15 protein-coding genes are annotated in these 22,941 nt (G+C 67.1%); 10 read left to right on the top strand and 5 right to left on the bottom strand.

The window, feature by feature from the left end:
- The first annotated feature begins 33 nt into the window (after nt 1-33).
- From V5740_RS12965 to dcd, 7 genes are all read left to right on the top strand, one after another.
- Nucleotides 34-546, top strand: a complete 513-nt coding sequence (locus V5740_RS12965; RefSeq protein ID WP_347302889.1) for a 2Fe-2S iron-sulfur cluster-binding protein — start codon at nt 34-36, stop codon at nt 544-546.
- Nucleotides 543-1,529: a xanthine dehydrogenase family protein subunit M gene (locus tag V5740_RS12960; RefSeq protein ID WP_347302888.1), complete on the top strand. Its 987-nt coding sequence runs from the start codon at nt 543-545 to the stop codon at nt 1,527-1,529. Before V5740_RS12965 ends, V5740_RS12960 begins: the two co-directional genes overlap by 4 nt.
- A complete protein-coding gene (locus V5740_RS12955; RefSeq protein ID WP_347302887.1) occupies nt 1,526-3,871 on the top strand; it encodes a xanthine dehydrogenase family protein molybdopterin-binding subunit in 2,346 nt (781 codons plus the stop codon). The genes V5740_RS12960 and V5740_RS12955 overlap by 4 nt, the downstream gene beginning before the upstream one ends.
- A 57-nt stretch (nt 3,872-3,928) precedes the next feature.
- Nucleotides 3,929-7,048, top strand: a complete 3,120-nt coding sequence (putA, locus tag V5740_RS12950; RefSeq protein WP_347302886.1) for a bifunctional proline dehydrogenase/L-glutamate gamma-semialdehyde dehydrogenase PutA — start codon at nt 3,929-3,931, stop codon at nt 7,046-7,048.
- 402 nt (nt 7,049-7,450) lie between these two features.
- On the top strand, nt 7,451-9,214 hold the full coding sequence (locus V5740_RS12945) for a rhamnogalacturonan lyase (protein ID WP_347304532.1): 1,764 nt from the start codon (nt 7,451-7,453) through the stop codon (nt 9,212-9,214).
- A 1-nt stretch (nt 9,215) separates the two neighbouring features.
- The gene (locus V5740_RS12940; RefSeq protein WP_347302885.1) at nt 9,216-9,698 is read left to right on the top strand and encodes a hypothetical protein; all 483 of its coding nucleotides are present in this window, start codon (nt 9,216-9,218) and stop codon (nt 9,696-9,698) included.
- A 38-nt stretch (nt 9,699-9,736) separates the two neighbouring features.
- Nucleotides 9,737-10,291 carry a dCTP deaminase gene (gene dcd / locus V5740_RS12935; protein ID WP_347302884.1) on the top strand — a complete coding sequence of 185 codons (555 nt, stop codon included), beginning with the start codon at nt 9,737-9,739 and terminating at the stop codon, nt 10,289-10,291.
- 23 nt (nt 10,292-10,314) lie between these two features.
- Here the strand turns inward: dcd and V5740_RS12930 are convergent, their stop codons facing one another.
- Nucleotides 10,315-12,765, bottom strand: a complete 2,451-nt coding sequence (locus V5740_RS12930) for a glycoside hydrolase family 95 protein (RefSeq protein ID WP_347302883.1) — start codon at nt 12,763-12,765, stop codon at nt 10,315-10,317.
- Between the two features lie 247 nt (nt 12,766-13,012).
- Between V5740_RS12930 and V5740_RS12925 the strand changes: the two genes are divergently transcribed.
- Nucleotides 13,013-13,726 carry a FadR/GntR family transcriptional regulator gene (locus tag V5740_RS12925; RefSeq protein ID WP_347302882.1) on the top strand — a complete coding sequence of 238 codons (714 nt, stop codon included), beginning with the start codon at nt 13,013-13,015 and terminating at the stop codon, nt 13,724-13,726.
- Nucleotides 13,727-13,761: 35 nt separating this feature from the next.
- On the opposite strand, the gene V5740_RS12920 is transcribed toward V5740_RS12925, so the two are convergent.
- Complete coding sequence (locus V5740_RS12920; RefSeq protein WP_347302881.1) at nt 13,762-16,551, bottom strand: TonB-dependent receptor; 2,790 nt, start codon at nt 16,549-16,551, stop codon at nt 13,762-13,764.
- A 368-nt stretch (nt 16,552-16,919) separates the two neighbouring features.
- Here V5740_RS12920 and pelA point away from each other — a divergent pair, with 368 nt between their 5' ends.
- Nucleotides 16,920-18,206: a pectate lyase gene (gene pelA / locus V5740_RS12915; protein ID WP_347302880.1), complete on the top strand. Its 1,287-nt coding sequence runs from the start codon at nt 16,920-16,922 to the stop codon at nt 18,204-18,206.
- A gap of 124 nt (nt 18,207-18,330) precedes the next feature.
- Nucleotides 18,331-18,921, top strand: coding sequence for a DoxX family protein (locus V5740_RS12910; RefSeq protein ID WP_347302879.1), 591 nt, complete (start codon nt 18,331-18,333; stop codon nt 18,919-18,921).
- A 9-nt stretch (nt 18,922-18,930) separates the two neighbouring features.
- Here V5740_RS12910 and V5740_RS12905 read toward each other — a convergent pair whose 3' ends face one another.
- The 3 genes from V5740_RS12905 to V5740_RS12895 form a co-directional block, all read right to left on the bottom strand.
- The gene (locus tag V5740_RS12905; RefSeq protein ID WP_347302878.1) at nt 18,931-21,081 is read right to left on the bottom strand and encodes a TonB-dependent receptor; all 2,151 of its coding nucleotides are present in this window, start codon (nt 21,079-21,081) and stop codon (nt 18,931-18,933) included.
- A gap of 69 nt (nt 21,082-21,150) precedes the next feature.
- Nucleotides 21,151-22,482, bottom strand: coding sequence for a glutamate--tRNA ligase (locus V5740_RS12900; RefSeq protein WP_347302877.1), 1,332 nt, complete (start codon nt 22,480-22,482; stop codon nt 21,151-21,153).
- A gap of 37 nt (nt 22,483-22,519) precedes the next feature.
- Nucleotides 22,520-22,936, bottom strand: coding sequence for a hypothetical protein (locus V5740_RS12895; RefSeq protein WP_347302876.1), 417 nt, complete (start codon nt 22,934-22,936; stop codon nt 22,520-22,522).
- Between the last annotated feature and the right edge of the window lie 5 nt (nt 22,937-22,941).

The following is a 22,941-nucleotide window of genomic DNA, read 5'->3' as shown; positions in this document are numbered from 1 at the left end:
TTCGGCCGGCTGGGACAGAGGACCTTTCGCCCGATGAGCATCATCGTCAACGGCCGTGCAGTTGCTCCGCCGACCGATCCCCGTGTCTCCCTGCTGGACCTGCTGCGCGAGCATGAGGGGCTGACCGGCACCAAGAAGGGCTGCAACCAGGGCGCATGCGGCGCCTGCACCGTGCTTGTGGATGGGGAGCGTATTCTGTCCTGCCTGGCGCTCGCCGTGCAATATGACGGGTGCAGCGTCACCACCGTAGAGGGTCTGGGAACGCCGGGCGACCTGCACCCGCTGCAGGCTGCCTTTGTCGAGCATGATGGCTTTCAATGCGGCTATTGCACGCCGGGGCAATTGTGTTCGGCGATGGCAATGGTGGAGGAGTTACGCCGCGGCGTGCCGAGCCACGTGACCGGCGATCTGTCGGCCACCGACATCCCCTTCACCGCCGACGAACTGCGCGAACGGATGAGCGGCAATCTGTGCCGCTGCGGCGCCTACAACGGCATGGTCGATGCGATCATGGAAACCTTCGCGCAGAAGGAGCCGGCGGAATGACGCCCTTCACCTTCACCCGCGCCGCCGATCCCGCCGCCGCGATCGCCCGCGCCACTGCCGATGGCGCCCGTTACCTGGGTGGCGGCACGAACCTGGTCGATCTGATGCGGGAGACGATCGAGCAGCCTGCCGCTCTGGTCGATGTGACAGGGCTTGATCAGGCGATCACAGAACTTGCCGACGGCTCGATCAGGATCGGCGCGGCCGCCAGGAACACGGCGATCGCCGAACACCGGCTGATCCGCACCCGCTACCCCGTGCTGACCCGCGCCATCGTAGCCGGCGCCTCCGCACAGATCCGCAACATGGCAACCGCGGGCGGCAACCTGCTGCAGCGCACCCGCTGCACCTATTTCTACGACAACGAAGGGTCGCGCTGCAACAAACGCCAGTCGGGGCAGGGTTGCGATGCAATCGGCGGGTTCCACCGCGGCCACGCGATCCTGGGCGCGTCCGACGCCTGCATCGCCACGCATCCATCGGACATGTGCGTCGCGCTCGCGGCGCTGGACGCCAGCGTGGAACTGGACGGGCCAACGGGGCCGCGCAGCGTGGAGCTGGCCGATTTCCACCTGCTGCCAGGCGACACCCCGCATATCGAGACCGTGCTGCAGCCGGGCGAGCTGATCACCGCTATCACCCTGCCATCCTCTCCGCTGGCGGCCCGGTCCACCTATCGCAAGGTGCGCGACCGGGCGAGCTATGCCTTCGCGCTGGTCTCCGTCGCTGCCGCGCTTGAGGTGGAGCACGGCCTCGTCTCCGGTGTGCGGCTGGCGCTGGGCGGCGTCGCGCACCGACCATGGCGCTGCCGCGTCGCGGAAGGGCACCTGGTAGGCCGCAGCGCCAGCGAGGAAACCTTTCTGGCAGCGGCCGACGCGGAACTCGCCGCGGCGCGGCCGCTGGCCGATAACGCCTTCAAGATCGAACTTGCCCGGCGGACCATCGCTGCGACGCTGGCCGACCTTGCGGAGAACGGACAATGAGCATTCTGGGTGATGCCAAGCAAGTGGTGCAGGGCGCGGTCAGCGGCGTGATGGAGAAAGCGGTTGCCTTGGCGCCCGACAGCTGGGTGCCGGGGGGCCAGCCCGATCCGCTGATCCGCCGCCAGCATGGCCATATCGGGCAGCCGGTCAGCCGGCTGGATGGACCACAGAAGGTGGCCGGGCAGGCGACCTTCGCCGCCGAGTTCGCGCTGGAGGGCATGTGCTACGCCGCGCTTTCCTACAGCACCATCGCCAGGGGCCGGATCGCCAGCATCGATACCGTGGCGGCGGAGGCGGCGCCCGGCGTGATCCTGGTGATGACGCATCGCAATGCGCCGCGGCTGAAGGACCCGCCATTGTTCATGACCGCCGCGAAGGCGGGCATGGGCGACAGTTCGCCGATCATGCAGGACGCCCGCATCCACTGGAACGGGGAGCCAGTGGCGCTGGTCCTGGCAGAGACGCAGGAACAGGCCGACCATGCGAAATCGCTGATCGCCGTCACTTACGAGGTGGAGGAGGCGAAGACCTCCTTCGACGAGGCGAAGGCGAGCGGCACCATCCCCAGCCAGTTCATGGGCCACCCGCTGCACGCCGCTGTCGGCGATGCGGAGGCGGCGTTCGCCGCCGCGCCGGTAAAGGTCGATCACACCTACGCCACGCCGCCGCACAGCCACAATCCGATCGAACTCCACGCGGTGACGCTCGCGTGGCAGGAGGATGCGGATGGGCGGGAGATCCTGCGGCTGCACGACACCACGCAGATGGTCGACAACACCGCCTGGAGCATGGCCCAGATCTTCGGACTGGAGGAGGCGCAGGTCCGCGTCACCAGCCCGTTCGTGGGGGGCGGTTTCGGCAGCAAGGGCATGTGGCACCACCATGTGCTGGGCGCCGCCGCGGCGAAGCTGGCGGGCCGCCCGGTGCGCATCACGCTGAGCCGGGAGGGCGTGTATCGCCTGGTGGGAGGCCGCGCGCCAACGGAACAGCGCGTGGCGCTGGGTGCGACGGAGGACGGGCGGATCACCGCCATGATCCATACCGGCACTACGCTGCAGCCCGGTCATGGCGCCATGCCCGAACCATTTATCCTGGCCAGCATGTCGATGTACGGGCCGGAGACGATGCTGCTGGACGTGCAGCATGTCGAACTGGACGTCATCAGCAACATCTTCATGCGCGCGCCGGGCGAAGCCGTGGGTACGGTCGCGACGGAGATCGCGCTGGATGAACTCGCCGAACGGCTGGGCATGGACCCGATCGAGCTGCGCCTGAAGAACGAGCCGGAGAAGGACCCATTGAAGGGTCTGCCCTTCTCCATGCGGGAGACCGAAACGATGTGGCGCAGCGGCGCCGCCGCCTTCGGATGGGACCGGCGGCAGGCGCCCGGTATCCGGCGCGAAGGCGAATGGCTGGTCGGCATCGGCTGCGCGGGCGGCACCTACCCTTATTACCGGATGCCCGGCGGCGCGGCGCGCATGACGCTGCGGCGTGATGGCGCGGTGCAGGTGGACATCGCCGCGCACGAGATGGGCATGGGCACCAGCACCGTGCAGACGCAGGTCGCCGCCGACCGGCTGGGCCTGCCGATGGACAGAGTGGACTTCCGTTATGGCGACAACACGCTGCCGGGCGAAGTGCTGGCTGGCGGATCGCAGCAGACCGCCTCGATCGGCGCGGCGGTGATCGCCGCGCACAAGGCGCTGGTGACCGAACTGCTGAAGCTGGCCGGCAATGATTCCCCCCTCGCCGGACTGACGGTGGAGGAGGTCGGCGGGTTCGAGGGCGGGCTTGCCGCGCTAAGCGATCCCGCTCGCCACGAAAGCTATGCGTCCATCCTCGCCCGTGCCGGTCGGGAAGAGGTCAGCGTGGAGGCATCATCATCACCGCCGATGGAGACGATGCACTGGTCGATGCACAGCCATTCGGCCATCTTCTGCGAGGTGCGGGTCAACGCCATAACAGGGGAGCCGCGCGTCAGCCGCGTGCTCGGCAGTTTCGATGTGGGCCGCGTGCTCAATCCCAAGACCGCCAGCAGCCAGTTCCGCGGCGGGATCATCATGGGGCTGGGCCTGGCGCTGATGGAGGAGACGGAGGTCGATCCACGCACCGGGCGGATCATGAACCCCAGCCTGGCGGAATATCATGTCCCCGTGCACATGGACGTGCCGCCAATCGAGGTGATCTGGACTGACATCCCCGATCCGCACAGCCCGATGGGTGCGCATGGCGTGGGGGAGATCGGCATCACCGGGGTGGGCGCAGCCGTTGCCAACGCAATCTACAACGCCACCGGCAAACGGGTCCGTGACCTACCGATCACGTTGGACAAGCTGCTCTAAGACAAGGAACAAATGCAACCTCTTGCAGCGCGATTGCGGCAGGTCCAAGGGCGCGCAATGATCGACCGTTCCGCGCTCCGCACCGCCTACCGCCAGGAAGAGACCTCCTGCATCGCCGATCGCCTGCGGGAGGCGGCGCCCGCGCGGGCACTGCATGGTGAGGCGCGCGCCCTCGCCATCCGCCTGATCGAGGGTGCGCGCGCCCGTAAGGCCAGCGGTCTCGATGCCTTCCTGCAGAGCTACGGCCTCGGGACGCAGGAGGGGATCGCGCTGATGTGCCTGGCGGAGGCGCTACTGCGGGTGCCCGATCCGGAGACGGCTGATGCGCTGATCCACGACAAGCTGGCCGGCATTGACTGGGCGGAGCATCTGGGTGAGTCCTCCTCCACCTTCGTCAACGCGGCGACCTTCAGCCTGATGCTGACGGGGCAGGTGCTGCGCGGCAGCCAGGCGGCAGCGGGCATCGCCAATTCGCTGCGGCGCGCGGTCGGACGGCTGGGCGAACCGGTGATCCGCCAGGCCACCCTGCAGGCGATGCGCATCCTGGGCGGGCAGTTCGTGTTCGGCCGCGACATGGACGAAGCGCTGAAGCGCGCGGAGCCCGAGCGGCGCCGTGGCCTGACCCACAGCTTCGACATGCTGGGCGAAGCGGCGATGACCTTCGCCGATGCCGAACGATACCGCGCCAGCTATTTCGGTGCCATTCGCCGACTGGCGCGCGAGAGCGGCGCGGGCGTCGCTGATAGCCCCGGCATCTCGGTCAAGCTGTCGGCACTCTATACGCGCTATGACTACCTCCATGCGGAGGCGGCGCGAACCGCGCTGGTGCCGATCGTGCGCGAACTGGCCATCGCGGCGCGCGATGCGGACATCCACTTCACCGTCGATGCGGAGGAGGCGGAGCGGCTGGAGCTGAGCCTCGACATCATTGAAGAACTGGTGACGGACGACGTGCTGTTCACGCGCGCGGACGGTCGCCGTTGGGAAGGCTTCGGTCTGGCGCTGCAGGCCTACCAGAAGCGCGCCGTGCCGCTGTGCGACTGGGTCGCGCGGCTCGCCCGCGCGCATGGGCGCCGGCTGATGGTGCGCCTGGTCAAGGGCGCGTATTGGGATGCGGAGGTGAAAGCCAGTCAGGTGGGCGGCTTCCCCGATTACCCGGTATTCACCCGCAAGATCGCGACCGATGTGTCGTATCTCGCCTGTGCCGGCCGGCTGCTGGCAGCGGCCGACGTGCTGTATCCCGCATTCGCGACGCACAACGCCTACACGATCGGCGCGATCGAGGCGCTGGCGCGGGAACAGGGCAGCCCCGAATTCGAGTTCCAGCGGCTGCACGGCATGGGGGAGGATGTGTATTCAGCCCTTGCCGCAGAAGGCCACACCCGTCGGGTCCGCATTTACGCGCCGGTGGGCGGGCACAAGGAACTGCTCGCCTACCTGGTGCGCCGACTGCTGGAGAACGGCGCCAATTCTTCCTTCGTCAACCGCATGGCCGATGCCGGCATCCCCGCAGCGGACCTGGCGACCGACCCCGTGGCGGAGCTGGTGGCGCTGGTGCCGCAGCGCAATCCGTCGATCCCGCTGCCTGGCGACATTTTTCCCGGCCGACGCAATTCGGCGGGTGTCGATCTCGCCGACCCGTTGGTGCGGCGCCCACTGCTGGACCGCCTTGCCGCGCTTGATAGCCGTGAATGGGCGGCGACGCCGACGGTGCTGGTCGACGGTTCCGGCGCGGGCGAGCGCACCCGGCCGGTGATGAGCCCGCATGACGGCGCGCTGGTCGGCCACGTGCTGGAGGCGGAGGCGGAGGATGTCGATGCCATGCTGGCACGCGGCGTCGCGGCACAGGGTGCGTGGGACGCGGCTGGCGGCGCGCACCGTGCCCAACTGCTCGACCGGGCGGCCGACCTGTTCGAGGAACACACGGACGAGATCCTGGAGCTGTGCCGGCGCGAAGCGGGCAAGACGCTGCCTGATGCGGTGCTGGAACTGCGCGAGGCGGTGGATTTCTTGCGCTATTACGCCGGGGAGGCGCGCCGTCATTTCAGCGGCCCCGGCCTACCCCTGCCCGGTCCGACGGGGGAGGAAAACCGCCTGCGGCTGCATGGTCGTGGCCTGTTCGTCACCATCAGCCCGTGGAACTTTCCGTTGGCGATCTTCATCGGCCCCGCCGCCGCTGCGCTGGCTGCGGGCAACAGCGTGATCGCCAAGCCGGCGGAGCAAACCCCGCTGATCGCGGGCTTCGCGGTGCAGCTGTGCCATGCGGCCGGCATCCCGGACGACGTGCTGCAACTGGCGCCCGGTGACGGGCGGGTGGGCGGCATGCTGACAGGCGATCCGCGCGTCGCCGGGGTCGCCTTCACCGGCTCGACCGCCACGGCGCAGGCGATCAACCGTGCCTTGGCCATGCGGCCCGGCCCGATCGGGCAATTCATCGCCGAGACCGGCGGACAGAACGCCCTGATCGTCGATAGCTCCGCCCTGCCCGAACAGGTCGCGCGTGACGTGATCGCTTCCGCATTCCAGAGCGCGGGGCAACGCTGCAGCGCATTGCGCGTCCTGTACCTGCAGGAGGATGTGGCCGAACCGATGCTGGCAATGATCCGCGGCGCGTTCGATGCGCTGGTGATCGGCGATCCGGCGGAGCTTGCCACCGACGTCGGCCCCGTGATCGACCGGCAGGCCCAGGGCCAGCTGTCCGATCACTTGGCGGAGATGCGCGCCGCCGGCCGCAATGTGTGGCAGGCCATGCTGCCCGGACCGTGCGCGAATGGCAGCTATGTCGCGCCCGCGATCGTGGAGATTGAGGCGATCGGCGACCTACAGGCGGAGAATTTCGGTCCGATCCTGCACGTCGCCCGCTTTCGCGCCGGCGAGTTGGCGCAGGTGGTGGACCAGATCAACGCCACCGGTTTCGGCCTGACCTTGGGGCTGCACAGCCGGATCGAGGCGAACCGCCGATTGGTGGAGGCACGCGCGCGTGTCGGTAATTTCTACGTCAATCGCAACCAGATCGGCGCAGTCGTCGGCAGTCAGCCATTCGGCGGGGAAGGTCTGTCCGGTACCGGACCCAAGGCAGGCGGGCCGCATTATGTAGCCCGCTTCGCCACGGAGCGGGTGACCACCGTCGATACGACGGCAGCAGGCGGAAATGCGACCCTGCTGGCCACCCTTTGAGGTCTGTCGAACTCACCAGCATCTGACCACTTCGACCACATAGTGCAAAGAACCGCTCGACAGCCGTTGCCCTGCCAATTAGGCTGGTAACAATAATCGCATAATCGAGAGGAAGCTGGGTTCGGGAGGTCTGCGCAGGGGCCTGGTGCCGTAATGGCATCAGAAGGCGCGACCTTCCATCCGTCAGACAATCACCGATGCAACCTGCTTCGCGGGTTGCGGGCGTGCGCCCTGCTTCTGCCAATGGACCATGCCGGCTGCGACGCGCGGACCGGCACGACGAGGGAGAGCGTGGTGATGCGTTTCACAAAGATCGGTCGAACCCTGCTGGCGAGTGCTGGCCTGCTGGCAGTCGGAACCACGGCCTTTGCCGGGACGCCCGTCACCGTGCAGCAGCGGCAGATGGAGGCACTAGACCGGGGCGTCGTGGTCGTCCCGGCGGTTGAAGGGGGCAATCTCGTCTCCTGGCGGATGATGGCCACGGACAGCATGGCCGCGCGCTTCAACGTCTATCGCGACGGCACGCTGCTGAATGCCCAGCCGATCGCCGACCGCACCAATCTGGTCGATGCCGGCGGAACCGCCGCTTCCACCTACACCGTGCGTGCGGTGCTGAAGGGCGTGCCGCAAGCCCCATCCGCTGCCGCGGGGGTATGGAGCGAGGGCTACCGCTCCATTCCGCTGTCGCCGCCGCCGGGCGGCACGCTGGGCGGGGCAGCCTTCAGCTATATGCCCAACGACGCCAGCGTCGGCGATCTGGATGGTGACGGGCAGTACGAGATCGTGCTGAAGTGGGACCCGACCAACGCCAAGGACAATTCGCAGAGCGGGTATACCGGCGATGTCTACATGGACGCCTATCGTCTGGATGGCACCCGGCTGTGGCGCATGAACCTGGGCCGCAACATCCGCGCCGGCGCCCACTACACGCAGTTCATGGTCTATGACTTCGACGGGGATGGCCGGGCTGAGGTCATGATGAAGACCGCCGACGGCACGGTGGACGGCACCGGGCAAGTGATCGGCGATGCCACTGCCGATTATCGCAACAGCAACGGCTACGTACTCGCCGGTCCCGAATACCTGACCGTCTTCAACGGACTGACAGGTGCGGCCATGGCGACGATCGACTACAACCCGCCGCGCCATCCTGATACGCTATCGCCCAGTTCCAGCCAGCTGAACGCCGTCTGGGGCGATGGCTATGGCAACCGGGTAGACCGCTTCCTGGCGGGGGTCGCCTATCTGGATGGAAGCCGCCCGTCCGCCGTGTTCGCCCGCGGCTATTACACCCGCACCACGCTGTGGGCGGTGGATTGGCGCAATGGCCAGCTGACGCAGCGCTGGTTCTTCGACAGCGACGTGGCCGGCGAAGAGTATCGCGGCCAGGGCAATCACCAGCTGGCCATCGCCGATGTGGACGGGGATCGGCGGGACGAGATCGTCTATGGCGCGATGGCGGTCGACGACACTGGCGCGGCGCTGTGGAACAGCAACCTGAAGCATGGCGATGCCATGCATGTGACCGACCATCTGCCATCGCGTCCGGGCCTGGAGAAGTTCGGCGTGCATGAGGATTATCGTGGCAATGGCGGGGTCGGCTCCTCCATGCTGGACGCCCGCACGGGGGAGGTGATCTGGAGCACCCCGTCCACCCGCGACATTGGCCGCGGTATCGCGATCGACATCGACCCGCGTCATCCGGGGTCGGAGGCATGGGCCGCCAGCAGCAACAACCTGTACAATTCCGCTGGGCAGCTGATCGGCACCCGGCGGCCGAGCGCTATCAACTTCGCAATCTGGTGGGATGGCGACCTGCTGCGGGAACTGCAGGACGGCTTCACGATCAGCAAGTGGAACTGGGAGACGAACGCGGCCACCCCGCTGCTGTCGCCGACCGGGATGACCAGCAATAACGGTACGAAGGCCACGCCCACCCTGTCGGGCGACATCCTGGGCGACTGGCGGGAGGAGCTGATCCTGCCATCGGCAGACGGTACGGAGCTGCGCATCTATGCCACCCCGTACTCCACGCCTTATCGCCTGCGAACGCTGATGCATGATCCGGTCTACCGCCTGGCGATCGCCTGGCAGAACGTCGCCTACAACCAGCCGCCGCATCCCGGCTTCCATCTGGGCGATGGCGCGAACCTGATCGGCAAGTAGGATGCAGTCGCCACGGGCATGGCTGGGCGCAGGTGCGGCGCTGGCAGGGATACTTGCCATTGCGCTGCTGCGCCCCGGCGGCTGGTGGGCTGGGGATGGCGGCACCGCCACCTCCGCCCCGTCGGCAGTGGTGCCCGCCCCAACCGGATCGCCGCTGCCGAGCCCATCGGCAACACCGTTGCTGGAACCGCCCACGGCACCCACACTGCCCGCCGCGGCGTCCGCTCCGCCCGACGCCTATGTCGGGCAGTGGGGCGATGCCGGCGGCAACCGCCTGACGGTCAGACGCACCGCGCCCGACCGGTATGCACTGGTGCTGGCCTATGCCGGGGATGGCGGGTCCGAGACATATGACGGCATCGTCAGCGACGGACGGGTTCATTTCACCCGTGGGATCGATGGCGACTGGCTGCAGGTACGCGCGGGCGACCGCCCGTGCCTGTATCTGGGCATCAGCGGGGAGGTCTACTGCAAGGCCGGCTGACGCTTGCCAGCGTCGCCAGTGGCCCTATGCCCGCCGCCATGACGATTCTCTCCGACCGCTGGATCCGCGAACAGGCGCAGGGCGCCGGCATGATCGAACCCTTCGTGGAACGCCAGCAGCGCGAAGGGTGCATCTCCTACGGCCTCAGCTCCTACGGCTACGATGCGCGGGTGGCGGACGAGTTCAAGATTTTCACCAATGTCGACAATGCTGTGGTCGATCCCAAGGATTTCTCCGCCAACAGCTTCGTCGATCGCAAGACGGACGTCTGCGTGATCCCGCCCAACAGCTTCGTGCTGGCGCGCACCGTCGAATATTTCCGCATCCCGCGCGATGTGCTGGTGATCTGCCTTGGCAAGTCGACCTACGCCCGATGCGGCATCATCGTGAACGTGACCCCGCTGGAGCCGGAGTGGGAGGGGCACGTCACGCTGGAATTCAGCAATACCACGCCGCTGCCCGCCCGCATCTACGCCAACGAAGGCGCGTGCCAGTTCCTGTTCCTGCGGGGGAACGAGCCGTGCGAGGTCAGCTACGCTGACCGGGCCGGCAAGTATATGGGCCAGCAGGGTGTAACCCTGCCCAAGCTGTAGCGTACAGTAGTCCGGCCGGCCGGTCAGGCCGGCCGCAAATGCGGCCCGGCCAGCCGTACCTCCTGACCGGGCGCGAGATCGAGTGCCCGGGTCACATCCCCGAACCGGACGATCCGGCGTCCGCCGATCGTGCTGCGTAGCGTCACGCTGTCAGGGGCGCCGCGGCGCCAGGTCAGGTCGACGGTACAGGCGCCCCGCGCGCGCAGGCCGCTGACCGAACCGGCAGGCCATGCGTCGGGCAAGGCGGGCAGCAGCAGGATCGTCTCGTCCGCGCTGCTCAGCAACATTTCCGCGATGGCGGCGGCGCCCCCGAAATTGCCGTCGATCTGGAAGGGCGGGTGCGCATCGAACATGTTGGGATAGGTACGCTGCGGCCCAATCAGGAACCGCAGGATGCCGTGCGCACGATTGCCGTCGCGCAGGCGCGCCCACAAGGCAATGCGCCACGCAGTCGCCCACCCGGTGGCCTCGTCTCCGCGAATGTCCAACGATCGCATCGCCGCCTTCGCCAGGTCGGGGGTCGTCTCCACGCTGATCTGCCGGGCCGGATAGACCGTATAGAGGTGGCTGACGTGCCGGTGATTGATGTCCTGCGCCTGCGCATCCCAATCTTGCTGCCATTCCTGCAACTGGCCCTGCCCACCGATGCGGAATGGCGGCAGCTCTTCGCGCAAGGCGCGCAATTGCCGCGCGAGGTCGGCATCCGTGCCAAGGATGTCGGCCGCATCCGCCACTTGGGTGAACAGGTCGCGCAGGATGCCGGCATCCATCGTCGGGCCGGCACAAAGCGCGCTCATCCCGCCATGTCGGTTCTCCGGCGAAGTGGTCGGGTTCGTCACCATGGCACCGGTCAGCGGATCGCGGACCAGCGTGTCCACGAAGAACAGTGCCGCACCCTGCATGATCGGGTAGACCGATTGCAGAAAGGCGCGGTCGCGGCCGTAATCGTAGTGGTCCCACAGATGTGTGGTCAGCCACGCGCCGCCCATGGGCCACATGCCGTAGCTTGGCGCGTCGATCGGCGCGGTCGCGCGCCACAGATCCGTATTGTGATGGCAGACCCAGCCGCGGGCGCCATACATCGTCCGCGCGGTGCGGGCGCCGGTAACGGACAGGTCCCGCAGCATCGCCACCAGCGGCTCCACGCATTCAGGCAGCGCGGCAGGCTCCGCCGGCCAGTAGTTCATCTGCGTGTTGATGTTGATCGTGTACTTGCCGCCCCATGGCGGGCTGGTGGAATCGTTCCAGATACCCTGCAGGTTGGCCGGCTGGCTGCCCGGGCGGGAACTGCCGATCAGCAGGTAGCGGGCATAATTGAAATACAGCGCCGCCAGCGACGGATCATCCCCCGCCCCCCCGCGCCGCACGCGCTGATCGGTCGGCAGGTCCGCGTGCGGCGTGCGCCCGAGATCGAGCGACACCCGGCGGAACAGCGCCCGATGATCGGCGCTGCTGTCCTCCGCGATCCGGCGCCATCCCAGCGGGCGGGCGCGGTCGATCTGCGTGGCGGTGATCGCGGCGGGATCGCCGGAGACATCGTCGTACCGGCGATAGCTGGTCGCCATGGCCACCAGCAGCACCACCTCGTCAGCACCGGTCACGATCAGCTGATCGCCCTCCTGCCGCAACGTACCGCCCTTGTGCTGCATCAATGCGCGCGCATTGTAGGTCAGCGCCCCCGCCACCCCCTGTGCCGGAGCATTGGCGCCCGACAGCATCAGTTCGCCCGCCCGCCCGGCGGCAACGGCTGCGTCCTTGTTCGGCGACACGAAGGCCAGCGCCAGCGACACCGCGCCCGGTCGATCGGCGGTGATCCGCACGGCGATCACCTGGTGCGGGTGGGATGCGAGCACGTCCTGCCGGTGGATCGTGCCATCGTCGGCGGTCCAGCTGGTGGTGGCGACCGCACTGTCGAGGTCCAGTTCGCGCCGGTAGCCGGGCAGCGGCATGGGCGGGACCGACGGCGTCACCACGCTGCGGATCGCCCGCTCCGCACTGAAAGGCGGCGGGCCGGGCACGCTGCCGAGGCGGGTCAGCACCAGCCAGCCGACGGTGCCGTATGGCATCTGCTTCAACGGGCGGGCCATGACCTTCTCGCTCAGCAGCGTCTCCGCTTCCGCAAAGCGTCCAGCGAAGATCAGCTCACGCGCAGTCGGCAGGGCATCGCGTGCATCCGGACTGGCAGGATCGTAGGGGCCGCCCGACCACAGTGTATCCTCGTTCAATTGCAGGTATTCGCGGGTGGTGCCGCCATGGACCATGGCGCCGATGCGCCCCGCGCCGACCGGCAGCGCCTCCACCCAGCTGGCGGCGGGCTGCGCATACCAAAGCACACTGTCGCTGGCGGGCGAGCCACCGGTCGCCTGTGATCCCGCATTGGCGACCGCTGCCGCACCGCCAGGAGCCAGCGCAAGTCCGGCGCCCAACGTCGCCAGCGCGTCCCGTCGGTCCATGTGTGGCTGCCAACCTGCCATCGCCTTGTCCTCTCCGCCCGTTACGCCGTTTATGGCAGCAGGTATGGACGGCTTCTTTCATATACGCAATCTACTTCCATATGCGTCACTGGTTCAGGTCGGCATTCAAGCGGCATGCCGCGCGCTCGCGTGATGCCTCGGGCGTTCCGCCTCATTCGGCCGATGCTCTAACAGTCGTTGTTCATGGCCCTGACAATGCGATACGACATGATCCCGGCGCCGCGGGCGCCAGTGCAAAGGATTGTCTATGGCAAGGGCCGTTTCACTCGCCGACGAGCTGTACGACAAGCTGAAGGCCGAGATCATCAGCGGCACCATCGCCCCCGGAACCAGACTGCCATCGCAGAAAAGCATCGCGACCACCCAGGAAGTTAGCCGCACCGTGGTGCGCGAGGCCGTCGCCCGGCTGGAAGCGCAGGGCTTCGCCCGGTCGCGGCAAGGGTCAGGCGTGTTCGTGACCGAAGGTGCGCGCTATCGTGCCTTCCAGGTCACGCGGGAGGAACTGAGCGAACTAGGCGAGATCGTTCGCCTGCTGGAGATGCGGCTGGCGATCGAGACGGAGATGGCGGGCCTGGCCGCAGCGCGCCGGGACCAGGCCGATGTGGACGCGATGCGGGCGGCCATGCGGCAGATGGCGGAGGTCTGCGAAGACCCGGCGGCCTATGCCAGCGCGGATGCGCAGTTCCACATGGCGATCGCACAGGCGACGAAGAACCCCTACTTCGCCCGCTTCATCGACTTTCTGGGCATACGGCTGGTGCCGCCCCGCAACCTGTACCTGCGCGACCAGCCGGGGGAGGCGCACGATCACTACGTCGCCAAGGTCAGGGCCGAGCACGAGGCGATCCTGGCCGCAATCGTCCGCATGGACATCACCGGCGCGCGGGACGCGGCGCGGCATCATATGACCGAAAGCCTGTCGCGCCATTCGGAGCTGGGCGCGGCGATGACGACGGGGTGACGTCGCCCGCAGGCATCGCCACCCCGCCCTGATCGTCAGAACGAAGCGCGCGCCCCGAACAGGAACTCGCGCCCGAAGTGGCGATAGTTGGAGACGCGGTTCGTCACATCGACGTAGCGGTCGTTGTACTCGTCGGTCAGATTGATCGCCTCAACCGACAGGCGCACGCCGTCCGCCACCTCGTAGGAGATGGATGCATCGAGGTTCAGCGTCGCATTGACGCCTTCTTCGGTGTTGCCGTTGCCGCCGGGGAAATCGACCAGGTAGTCATCCCGGTAAGCGGCGGACGCCCGCGCGCTGAACCGGTCATCTTCGTAATACAGGGTGGCATTGTACATGAAGTTGGACTGGCCGCGCAGCCGGTTCTTGCCGAACGCGCCGTAATCGACCTCTGAATCGACAAAGGTCATGTTCCCGATGAAGCCGAAATTATCGAGCACGCCGGGCAGGAAGCTGAACGGCTGCTGGTACTGCAGTTCCAGCCCCTTCAGTTCGCCACCGCTGCCGTCGGTTAGGCGGGTAACCTCGAAATCCTCGTCGGGAGAGGCGGGCGAGCCGGCGAGCAAGCTGTCGGGCAGGCCCAGGCTGCGCCATGGCACCATCTCCGTGACGGAGGTCGGGAAGCTGTCGATCTTCTTGTAGAACACCGCCGCCGCCAGCAACGCCTCCGGTGCGAAGTACCATTCGATGGCGGCGTCGTAGTTCGTCGCCTGAAACGGGGTCAGCAGCGGATTGCCGTAGGACACGCGCCGGGTCGGGGTAGACAGCGTGCCACCGGGGGTCAGGTCGCCCAGGCCAGGGCGCGAGATCACCTTTGCCGCGCCGAGCCGGACCACCAGATCGTCAGCCGGCTCGACCGCCAGGTTGAAGGACGGCAGCCAGTTGCTGTAGCTGTTGTCCACGTCGACATATTCCGTGCTGAGGAAGCCGGAGGAGGTCGTGTCGGTGTGGGAATAGCGCAGGCCGACATTGCCGCGCACCGTCAAGCCTGCCGCCACCGTGTCGAAGTCGACCTGGACGAAGCCGCCCGTATCCTTCTCCTCCACCTCGCGCGTACCGTTGAACGCGGGAACCAGCGGATCGTCATACCGGCTGAGGACGGCGCTGATCGCCTCGATATCGGGGACGATGTAGTTGAGGTCGGTTCCTGCCGGGATGTCGAGCCCGCCGGCGATCGTCTCGATCTTGCCCAAGTTCGTCACGTCCGTGGCCCGGTCGGCGCCCGACAGCGCGGACACCTCCTGCTGGAAGCCGAACGTTTCGAAGTCATAGGTGCGGTATTCGGCGCCCGCCTTGATCGTGAGATCGTCCGTCAGGTCGTATTCGAACGCACCAGCGGCGGTCTTCAGGCGGTAGTCGGCGCCTCCGCTGCTCCGCCGCCATTCCGTAAGGGTGAAATTGCGCCCATCGGTCACGTCGAAACCGTAGGAGATCTTCGGCAGGCGATCATTGTCGCGGAAATCGTAGGTGAAGCCGTCCACGTTCAACGCGTCGAACATGTAAGCGACAGATAGCGGCGTGCGGGCGCGCGAGTGCGAAGTACCCACCTTTACCCTGGCACGGAACCGGTCGGTGAAGGCGTGACGCGCGTTCAGCGACAGCTGCGTGAAACGGCTTTCGTTGCGGGTGGTCCCATTCTCGCTGCGGACATCGACATTGTCGAAGACGCCATAGGACAACGTGTTCTTGTCCCGATCGATCTCGTATTCGCGCAAGACCGTCTCACGCACGCCGCCGGCGGCGCGACTGAAGCTGATCGCCTCGATATTCGGGCTTTCCCCGCTCTGGTTGAAGTTCGAATACAGGCCGTCCAGCACGATCTCGGTGTCCGGGGTCGGCTGCCATTGCACCGACCCGGTCAGGCCCAGCCGGTCTTCCGAGAACAGCCCGATCGTGTAGCGCGGGATGCGCGGGTAGAAGGCGGAGAGAGCCTCCGACCGCTCAGCGTCGGTGGTACAGGTCAGGCAACCGGCGAAATTGTTGCCGGCGCCGTAGGCCTCGGCCGGATTGCCGCTCTGCCAGCGCGTGGTGTTGAAGCTTTCGCTGGTCGGGCGCCGCTCGCTGTAGGCGACAGACGCCAGCACGCCGAAGGTCTCGTCCTCGTTGGCCCAGCTCAACAGGCCGGCAAGGCGCGGCAGGGTCTTTTCGGACAGGTCGTTGTAGGACGCCTGACCCGCCACCGCGCCATGGATGCCCGCGCCGAAGTCCAGCGCGCGACCGGTTTGCAGGTCCACCGTAGCGCCCAGCGAACCTTCTTCGATCTCCGCCGACTGCGTCTTGCGCACGGTGATCGAGTTGAACAGTTCCGATGCGAAGATCGAGAAGTCGAAACCGCGACCACGATTGCCGCCGACCGCAGCCTGCGCCTCCAGCCCGTTGATCCGGACGCGGGTGAAATCGGCACCCAGACCACGCACGCTGATCGTGCGACCCTGCCCGCCATCACGCTCGATCGTGACACCGGGTAGCCGCTGGATGGATTCCGCCAGGTTCAGGTCGGGGAAGTCGGCCATATCCTCCGCCAGGATGGCATCGACGGCACCCGCCTCGTTCCGCTTGATATCCAGTGCGCGATCCAGGCTGCCGCGGAAACCGGTGACCACGATCTCGCCCGTTCCCGCATCGGTGCTGGCCGTGTCGGCACCCGAGACGCCTTGTGCCGCGGCGTCCACTGACGTCTGAGGCGTGCCTTGCGTGGCGGGTTGCTCGCTGGTGCCGCCTGGCAACGGCGCGACTTGCGCCAGCGCCGGCGTGGCAGCCACCATGATGGCAAGCGCAGATACCCGCAGGCCCAGGCGGGCCCGCGAAGTGGCGGATTCAGGCATGTTTCGCTACTCCGATCGCCAGCCTGACAGCTGGTCTTGCCGAACCTGTATGATAACCTGACACCGGTGACAAGCGCAGCGGGCTTCGTTTTTCCCGAATGAAGCCATCATGATGCCGCAACGCAACGCACTGGATGCACGGCTCGTCTCGTTCGCTGCTTCAAGCCTGTCACACCCATCTTGATCGGGTAGGGAGCGGAAGGTGACGTTCGCAACGCTGGAGCCCGCAATCCCCTGCGGTTCTCTTGCATCCACTTATATGACATGTAACAGGTACGCTGCGGCCTTGGTCGCCATGCCGGGGAAAATGGTCCGGCTTACAGGAAGCCCGGTCGCGCCGCGCCCGGGACGAGCCACGGGAGACAGGCTTGACCATACGCATTCTGACCGCCCTGCTGCTCGCAGGCTGTACCCTTCATGCAGGTGCCACGCAGGGCAAGGTGATCGCCATCAACCAGCCGGCCCTGCCCTTGACGGAGCAGCGGATCGCTACCCTGCCCGACGATCAGCAGGACGTTTGGCGCGCATACCTGCTGCGCTCGAAGCTGCAGATGGAGATTGATCGCCAGTCATTGCCGGCGGAACTGGCGCAAGGCCAGACCCCGCCGCCGCCGCCGGTCGCAGGTGGCGGCAGCGACACCATGCCGCTCGATCGACCAGCGCGCTGGTATCGCACGGCGGAAGCGCGCGCGATCGCGGACACGGTGGTCAGCTTCCAGACGCCGGCCGGCGGGTGGAGCAAGAACCAGGATCGTCGCGGACCAGCGCGCCTGCCAGGCCAGCGCTACGCCAATGATGCGGAGACTATGGCGCAGGACCCGGCCAATTTCGACGCCCCGACCGATCGGTTCTGGACGTTCGTCGGCTCGCTGGACAACAACGCCACCACTACGGAGATGCGCTTCCTGCAGCGTGTCGCCGCCGCCCTGCCGGGTGATGAGGGCGACGCGTACCGGGCCAGTTTCGTTCGCGGGGTCGAGTACCTGTTGGCTGCGCAATATCCCAATGGCGGCTGGCCGCAGAACTGGCCGCTGGAAGGCGGCTTCCACGACGGCATCACCTTCAACGACAATGCGGTGGCCAAGGCGGCGATGCTCCTGGGGGAGGTGGCGGCCCAGCCGCAATATGATTTCGTGCCCCAGCGCCTGCGCCAGCAGGCGGCCGGCGCGGTCGATCGCGCGGTGGCGGTGATCCTGGCATCGCAGGTCCGCCGCGACGGCGCGCTGCTGGGCTGGCCGCAACAGGTCGATCCCCTGACGCTGGAGCCGATCTCCGCCCGCAATTACGAGCCGCGCTCCATTGCCAGCGGCGAGACGACGGAGGTGCTGGAGTTCCTGATGAGCCGGCCCGATCCCAGCCCCGCGATCCGCGCCTCCGTCGAGGGTGGCATCGCCTGGCTGCAATCGGCGGCCGTGCGTGGCTTCGCGTGGGAGCGCGTGGGTAACGAGGGGCGCAAGCTGTTCCCGCGCGAAGGCGCCGGCCCGCTGTGGTCGCGCAATTACGACATCGTCACCGGTCAGCCGATCTTCGGGGACAAGGACCGCACCATCCACGATGACGTGAACAACATCTCCGAAGGGCGGCGCAACGGCTATAATTGGTGGGTCACGCAGCCGCAGCGTGTGCTCGACGAATATGAGGATTGGAAGCGGTAGAGCACCGGCCTCCCCGCCGCGCCTGCCAACCGGCGACAGGCGTGGCGCGGGTCATTCGGGCATAAAGGCACTTACCCGCATTCCGCGCGTTCCCCTGCAACAAAGATCAAGGGGAGTATCGCCAATGTCCGCCATCGCCGTTGCCATCGGGCGCGTCCTGCTGGGTGCGCTGTTCTTCGTATCAGGTATCCAGAAGCTGGCCGACCTGCCCGGCACCGCCAGCTACATCGCCTCCAGCAGCACGCTGTCGCCATCGCTCGCGCTGCCGACCGCCATCTTCGAACTGGTCGCGGGCGCGCTGCTGGCGCTGGGTTTGGCAAGCCGGCTGATCTCGCTGCTGCTCGCCGGCTTCACCGCGCTGACCATCCTGCTGTTCCACGCGCAGATCAGCGATCCGATGCAGGCGCAGGCAGCCATGAAGAACCTGGCAATCATCGGCGGCCTGCTAGCGGTGTTCGCCTACGGCCAGATGCGCTGGCACTACGACCATATCCGCACCGTGCGTAAGGGCGAGATCGAGACGCACAAGGCGGAACTGCGCGCGCGGGAGGCGGAGCTCGCCCAGGCTCGGGCAGAAGGCCTGGCGGAAGGCCGCGCCACCAACGGCGCGGGCGACCGGCCCTTCGTCACCGCCCCGGCTACGCCCGGCGGCTATGTGGATACGGATGGCGACGGCGTGCCGGACACCAAGCGCCGGGCCTGGTGGCGGTACTGAGCTTGTCGCCTACAGGCTGATCCGTGCACTGACCCGGAAGTTACGACCTGCCAGCGGCACGAAGTCCTTCGTGAAGCTGGCGTGGTTACGCCCTTCCTTCGCGAAGACGTTATCGAGTTGCAGCAGGATCAGCACGTTCTCGTTCTGCGGCAGCGGGTGATAGCCGAGCGACAGGTTCACGAAGGTGAATCCGTCGGTCGGCGTCTCGCCGTCGGCCAGACGGTCCTGATCATCGAACCACTGTACCTCCGCTCGTGCGTCCACCGGGCCAAGGCCGGCCTGCAGTGCGCCCAGCAGGCTGAGTGGCGGGATGCGCGGCACCGGACCACCTTCGTCCAGCGTGGCGCGGGTATAGGTGGCGCGCAGATCCGCCGCCAGATCGAACCGGCTTGTATCGACCAGCGGGAACTGCACCTCCCCTTCCGCGCCGAACAGGTTCATGCCCCCTTGCGCAAAGGTCGACACCGGCAGACCATCTTCCTCCACACCCGTGTCGGTCAGATAGATGAAGTTGTCGAACCAGCTATGATATACCGACGCCGATAGCTGCGCCCCGCCGAAGCTGCCGCGGACATAGCCTTCCAATCCCCAGCTACGCTCCTTGTCGAGATCGGCATTGCCAATCTCGAACTGCTGCGTGGCGATATGCGGCCCTTCCGCGAACAATTCCGTCGTGGTGGGCGCCCGTTCCGCATGGCTGCCGACGACACCCGCGCGCAGGCCGGTCCCGCCAAGCGGCAGCGACAGGCCGAGCGAGCCGGAAAAGCCGTCAAAGTCACGCTGCTCACCCAGCGTCTCCACATCGATGGAGGTGTTGTCGTAGCGCGCGCCCGCCTGCAACTCGGCCAGGCCAAGCTCTACTGATTGCAGCGCAAACAGGGCGAAGGTCTCGGTCACGTTCGGCGGAACGAACGCCTCGGCCCCGACGGCACCGAAATCGGTATGCAGGTACTGCGCGCCGATCGATCCCGACCAGCCATCCCGCGGCGTCTGGACCAGCTCAGCGCGCCCTTCCACGGTCTCCACGGTGAACACGGTCCCGACCTCGTCACCCTCGAACTCGGTATGGCGATAATCGGTGTAGGCCCAGCGGGTGCGCAATTCATCGAAAAAGCCGGTGCCAAGGTCCAGGACGCCCTTCAGGTCGCCCCGGTACTGCTGCATGCCGATGGTAACATCGCCATGTTCGTGCCCTTCCTCGTGCTCGTGTTCAGCGTGATCATGGTCGTGGTCGTGGTCTTCCGCCTCCTCGCTGTGCGCGTGCCCCGCGCCGGGCCGCTCCGGCACGCCATAGGCGGTGTCATACCAGCTGAAGGCGGCACCCAGACTGCTATTGCCGGAAAACCAGTTGAGGCTGGCGGCGGCGCTCTTCTGCTCGCTGGCGGAATTGGGCACCCGCCGCCGGCGGCTCGCCGCCTCGGTCAGCTCGGCCGCTTCCTCCGCCTCGCCTTCTGCCGCATGCTCGGCCGCATCGGCCAGCAGGTCGGTCCGGAGGTCGGGCGCCACGGCGTAGCCGGGGATCTCCAGGTCGCCGGTCTCCTGATATGCGCCATCGACATGGAACGACAGGCTCTGCGATAGCGGCAGGTCGAAGCTGGCCCCACCCTGGAAGCGGTTGAAGGCCGTGTCAGCCCCGACCAGCGCATTGACCTGCGGCGCATCAGGTACCCGGTCGGGCAGGCGGCTGGTCTCCACATTGACCGCGCCGCCGATCGCCTGGCTGCCATACAGCAGCACCGCCGGCCCGCGCAGCACCTCCACCCGCTGCGCGATCAGCGGATCGACGGTAACGGCGTGATCGTCCGACACATTGCCGGCGTCGGCCGTGCCGAGATCATCGACCAGCACGCGCACGCGGTCGCCACCAAGGCCGCGCAGGATCGGGCGGGAGGCACCGGGGACGAAGGCGGTGGTGCTGACGCCGGGCAGCTTGGCAATTACGTCGCCGATCTGCCCCTTCAAGTTGCGCTGCAGGTCCTCGCCCTCGATCACGCTGGTCCCGGCCAGCAGGTCCAGTCGCGCAAGTCCCGGGGCCGTGACGATGATCGGTCCGCGCAATACCTCCGCCCGATCACCATCCACCTGCTGCTGCGCCAGAACCGGCGTGACGAGGAGACTGCCGGCAAGGCAGGACGCGGCAAGGAGCAGTTGGCGAGGCATGAGGCGAGTCCGCTATGTAATTCTGTTACACGCCCGCTAGTATCAATATATCATGCTGCCAAGCCAAAATTATTGCGCTGCAGCAGCAAGCAGCCGCCTGCGCGCCTGCACCTGCCCGATCAACGGCAGCAGCCGATGCATGTCGGGCCCTGCATCAAGGCCCGTCAGTGCCTGACGCAATGGCAGGAACAATGCGCGCCCCTTGCGCCCCGTTGCCTCCTTCAGCGCCGCAGTGAGCACAGCCCACGGATCATCGCCCCACCTGTCGAGATCGGCGGCGAGCTGCAGGAACGCGCGCGTTTCCTCATCAAAGGGGGGCGGGGTCACCGGCCCCTCGATCACCTGCCACCAATCGGCTGCCTCGCCGATGCGATGCAGGTTCGGCCGCACCGCTTCCCACGCCTGTGCCCCCATGCCTGCGGGCAGCCGGTCGGCGACCCGAGCGAACGGCAATTGGTGAATCACAGCCGCGTTCACCCGCGCCAGTTCCTCCGCATCGAAGCGGGCCGGCGCCCGCCCGAACGTTGCGAGGTCAAAGCCGGGCACCAGCGCCGCAATGTCCGGCTGTGGCTCGACCGGTTGCGAGGTGCCGAGCCGCGCCAGCAGCGACAGCAACGCTTCGGGTTCAATGCCGTCATCCCGCAGCGCATCGCAGCCGAGCGAGCCCAGTCGCTTGGACAACTTGCCCTCGCTTCCGACCAGCAGCGCCTCGTGCGCGAAGCGGGGTGGCCCGGCACCCATGGCGGTGAACATCTGGATCTGCAGGGCGGTGTTGCTGACGTGATCCTCGCCCCGCAGCACGTCCGTCACGCCCATTTCGATGTCGTCGATGACGGAAGGCAGCATGTACAGCCACGATCCGTCGGCGCGCCGCACCACCGGATCGGACAAGGCGGCCGGGTCGAAGTGCTGCGCGCCGCGAATACCGTCCTGCCACCTGATCGGCTCCGCATGGTCGAGCAGGAAGCGCCAGTGCGGCGCGATGCCCGCAGCCTCCTTCTCCGCCCGCTCGGCCTCGCTCAAGTGCAGCGCCGCCCGGTCGTAGATCGGCGGCAATCCGCGGCCCAGCAGCACCTTGCGCTTCAGCTCCAGCTCCTGCTGCGTCTCATAGGCCGGGTAGATCCGTCCGGCCGCACGCAGCCGATTGAACGCTTGCTCGTAGATCGACAGCCGGGCCGATTGCCGCTCCTCCCCATCCGGCACCAGTCCCAGCCAGGCGAGATCGGCACGGATCTTATCGACAAATTGCTCCTCGCTGCGCGCGGCATCGGTGTCGTCGATGCGCAGCAGGAAGCGTCCGCCTGCCGCCCGCGCCAGCAGCCAGTTGTGCAGCGCGGTACGGATATTGCCGACATGCAGCCGGCCGGTGGGGGACGGGGCGAAACGGGTGGTGACGTTCATGCCCCGCCCGCTAGCAGATCGTGGCCCGCGTGGAAGGTCAGCCGGGCGCGAGAACGAAGCTGGCCGTCGCGCCGCCGACCTTCAGGCTCTCGTCAGCCAGACGGGTGATCGTCGGCCCGGTCGCCAGCACGTCCTGCACCTTCTGTTCCGCCGGCAGCAATGCGCGGCGGCAGGAGGGGACCGGAGCGGGGGTCAGGTTGAGGACATCGCCTTCCAGCTGGTAGTCGAAAGCAAAGCGGACGCAGCCCGATCGCACATCGATGCGGGTCGGAGTGATGGCCGCCTGCATCGGCTCCGGCAAGTCGGCCGGTGTGTCATCCAGCGTGGTCACGCGATATTCGCCGGCGATGGTGGCTGCGCTCACCACCGGTGCGCTGCCGGGCGGATCGGCAGGCTGGCACGCGGCCAGCAGTGTTAGGCCAGTCGACAGGGCGAGCAGGGGAGCGATGCGCATGACCC

It is taken from the genome of Croceibacterium sp. TMG7-5b_MA50 (assembly GCF_039830145.1).
Classification (GTDB): Bacteria; Pseudomonadota; Alphaproteobacteria; order Sphingomonadales; family Sphingomonadaceae; genus Croceibacterium.
The sequence above is the reverse complement of the archived record's forward strand: the minus strand, read 5'-3'. Positions and strand labels throughout refer to the sequence as shown.

What these genes read in the sequence shown, in the direction of transcription:
- V5740_RS12965 (WP_347302889.1), top strand. Translation starts at nt 34, where the DNA reads ATGAGCATCATCGTCAACGGCCGTGCAGTTGCTCCGCCGACCGATCCC.
- V5740_RS12960 (WP_347302888.1), top strand. Translation starts at nt 543, where the DNA reads ATGACGCCCTTCACCTTCACCCGCGCCGCCGATCCCGCCGCCGCGATC.
- V5740_RS12955 (WP_347302887.1), top strand. Translation starts at nt 1,526, where the DNA reads ATGAGCATTCTGGGTGATGCCAAGCAAGTGGTGCAGGGCGCGGTCAGC.
- putA (WP_347302886.1), top strand. Translation starts at nt 3,929, where the DNA reads ATGATCGACCGTTCCGCGCTCCGCACCGCCTACCGCCAGGAAGAGACC.
- V5740_RS12945 (WP_347304532.1), top strand. Translation starts at nt 7,451, where the DNA reads ATGGAGGCACTAGACCGGGGCGTCGTGGTCGTCCCGGCGGTTGAAGGG.
- V5740_RS12940 (WP_347302885.1), top strand. Translation starts at nt 9,216, where the DNA reads ATGCAGTCGCCACGGGCATGGCTGGGCGCAGGTGCGGCGCTGGCAGGG.
- dcd (WP_347302884.1), top strand. Translation starts at nt 9,737, where the DNA reads ATGACGATTCTCTCCGACCGCTGGATCCGCGAACAGGCGCAGGGCGCC.
- V5740_RS12930 (WP_347302883.1), bottom strand. Translation starts at nt 12,765, where the DNA reads ATGGCAGGTTGGCAGCCACACATGGACCGACGGGACGCGCTGGCGACG.
- V5740_RS12925 (WP_347302882.1), top strand. Translation starts at nt 13,013, where the DNA reads ATGGCAAGGGCCGTTTCACTCGCCGACGAGCTGTACGACAAGCTGAAG.
- V5740_RS12920 (WP_347302881.1), bottom strand. Translation starts at nt 16,551, where the DNA reads ATGCCTGAATCCGCCACTTCGCGGGCCCGCCTGGGCCTGCGGGTATCT.
- V5740_RS12910 (WP_347302879.1), top strand. Translation starts at nt 18,331, where the DNA reads ATGTCCGCCATCGCCGTTGCCATCGGGCGCGTCCTGCTGGGTGCGCTG.
- V5740_RS12905 (WP_347302878.1), bottom strand. Translation starts at nt 21,081, where the DNA reads ATGCCTCGCCAACTGCTCCTTGCCGCGTCCTGCCTTGCCGGCAGTCTC.
- V5740_RS12900 (WP_347302877.1), bottom strand. Translation starts at nt 22,482, where the DNA reads ATGAACGTCACCACCCGTTTCGCCCCGTCCCCCACCGGCCGGCTGCAT.
- V5740_RS12895 (WP_347302876.1), bottom strand. Translation starts at nt 22,936, where the DNA reads ATGCGCATCGCTCCCCTGCTCGCCCTGTCGACTGGCCTAACACTGCTG.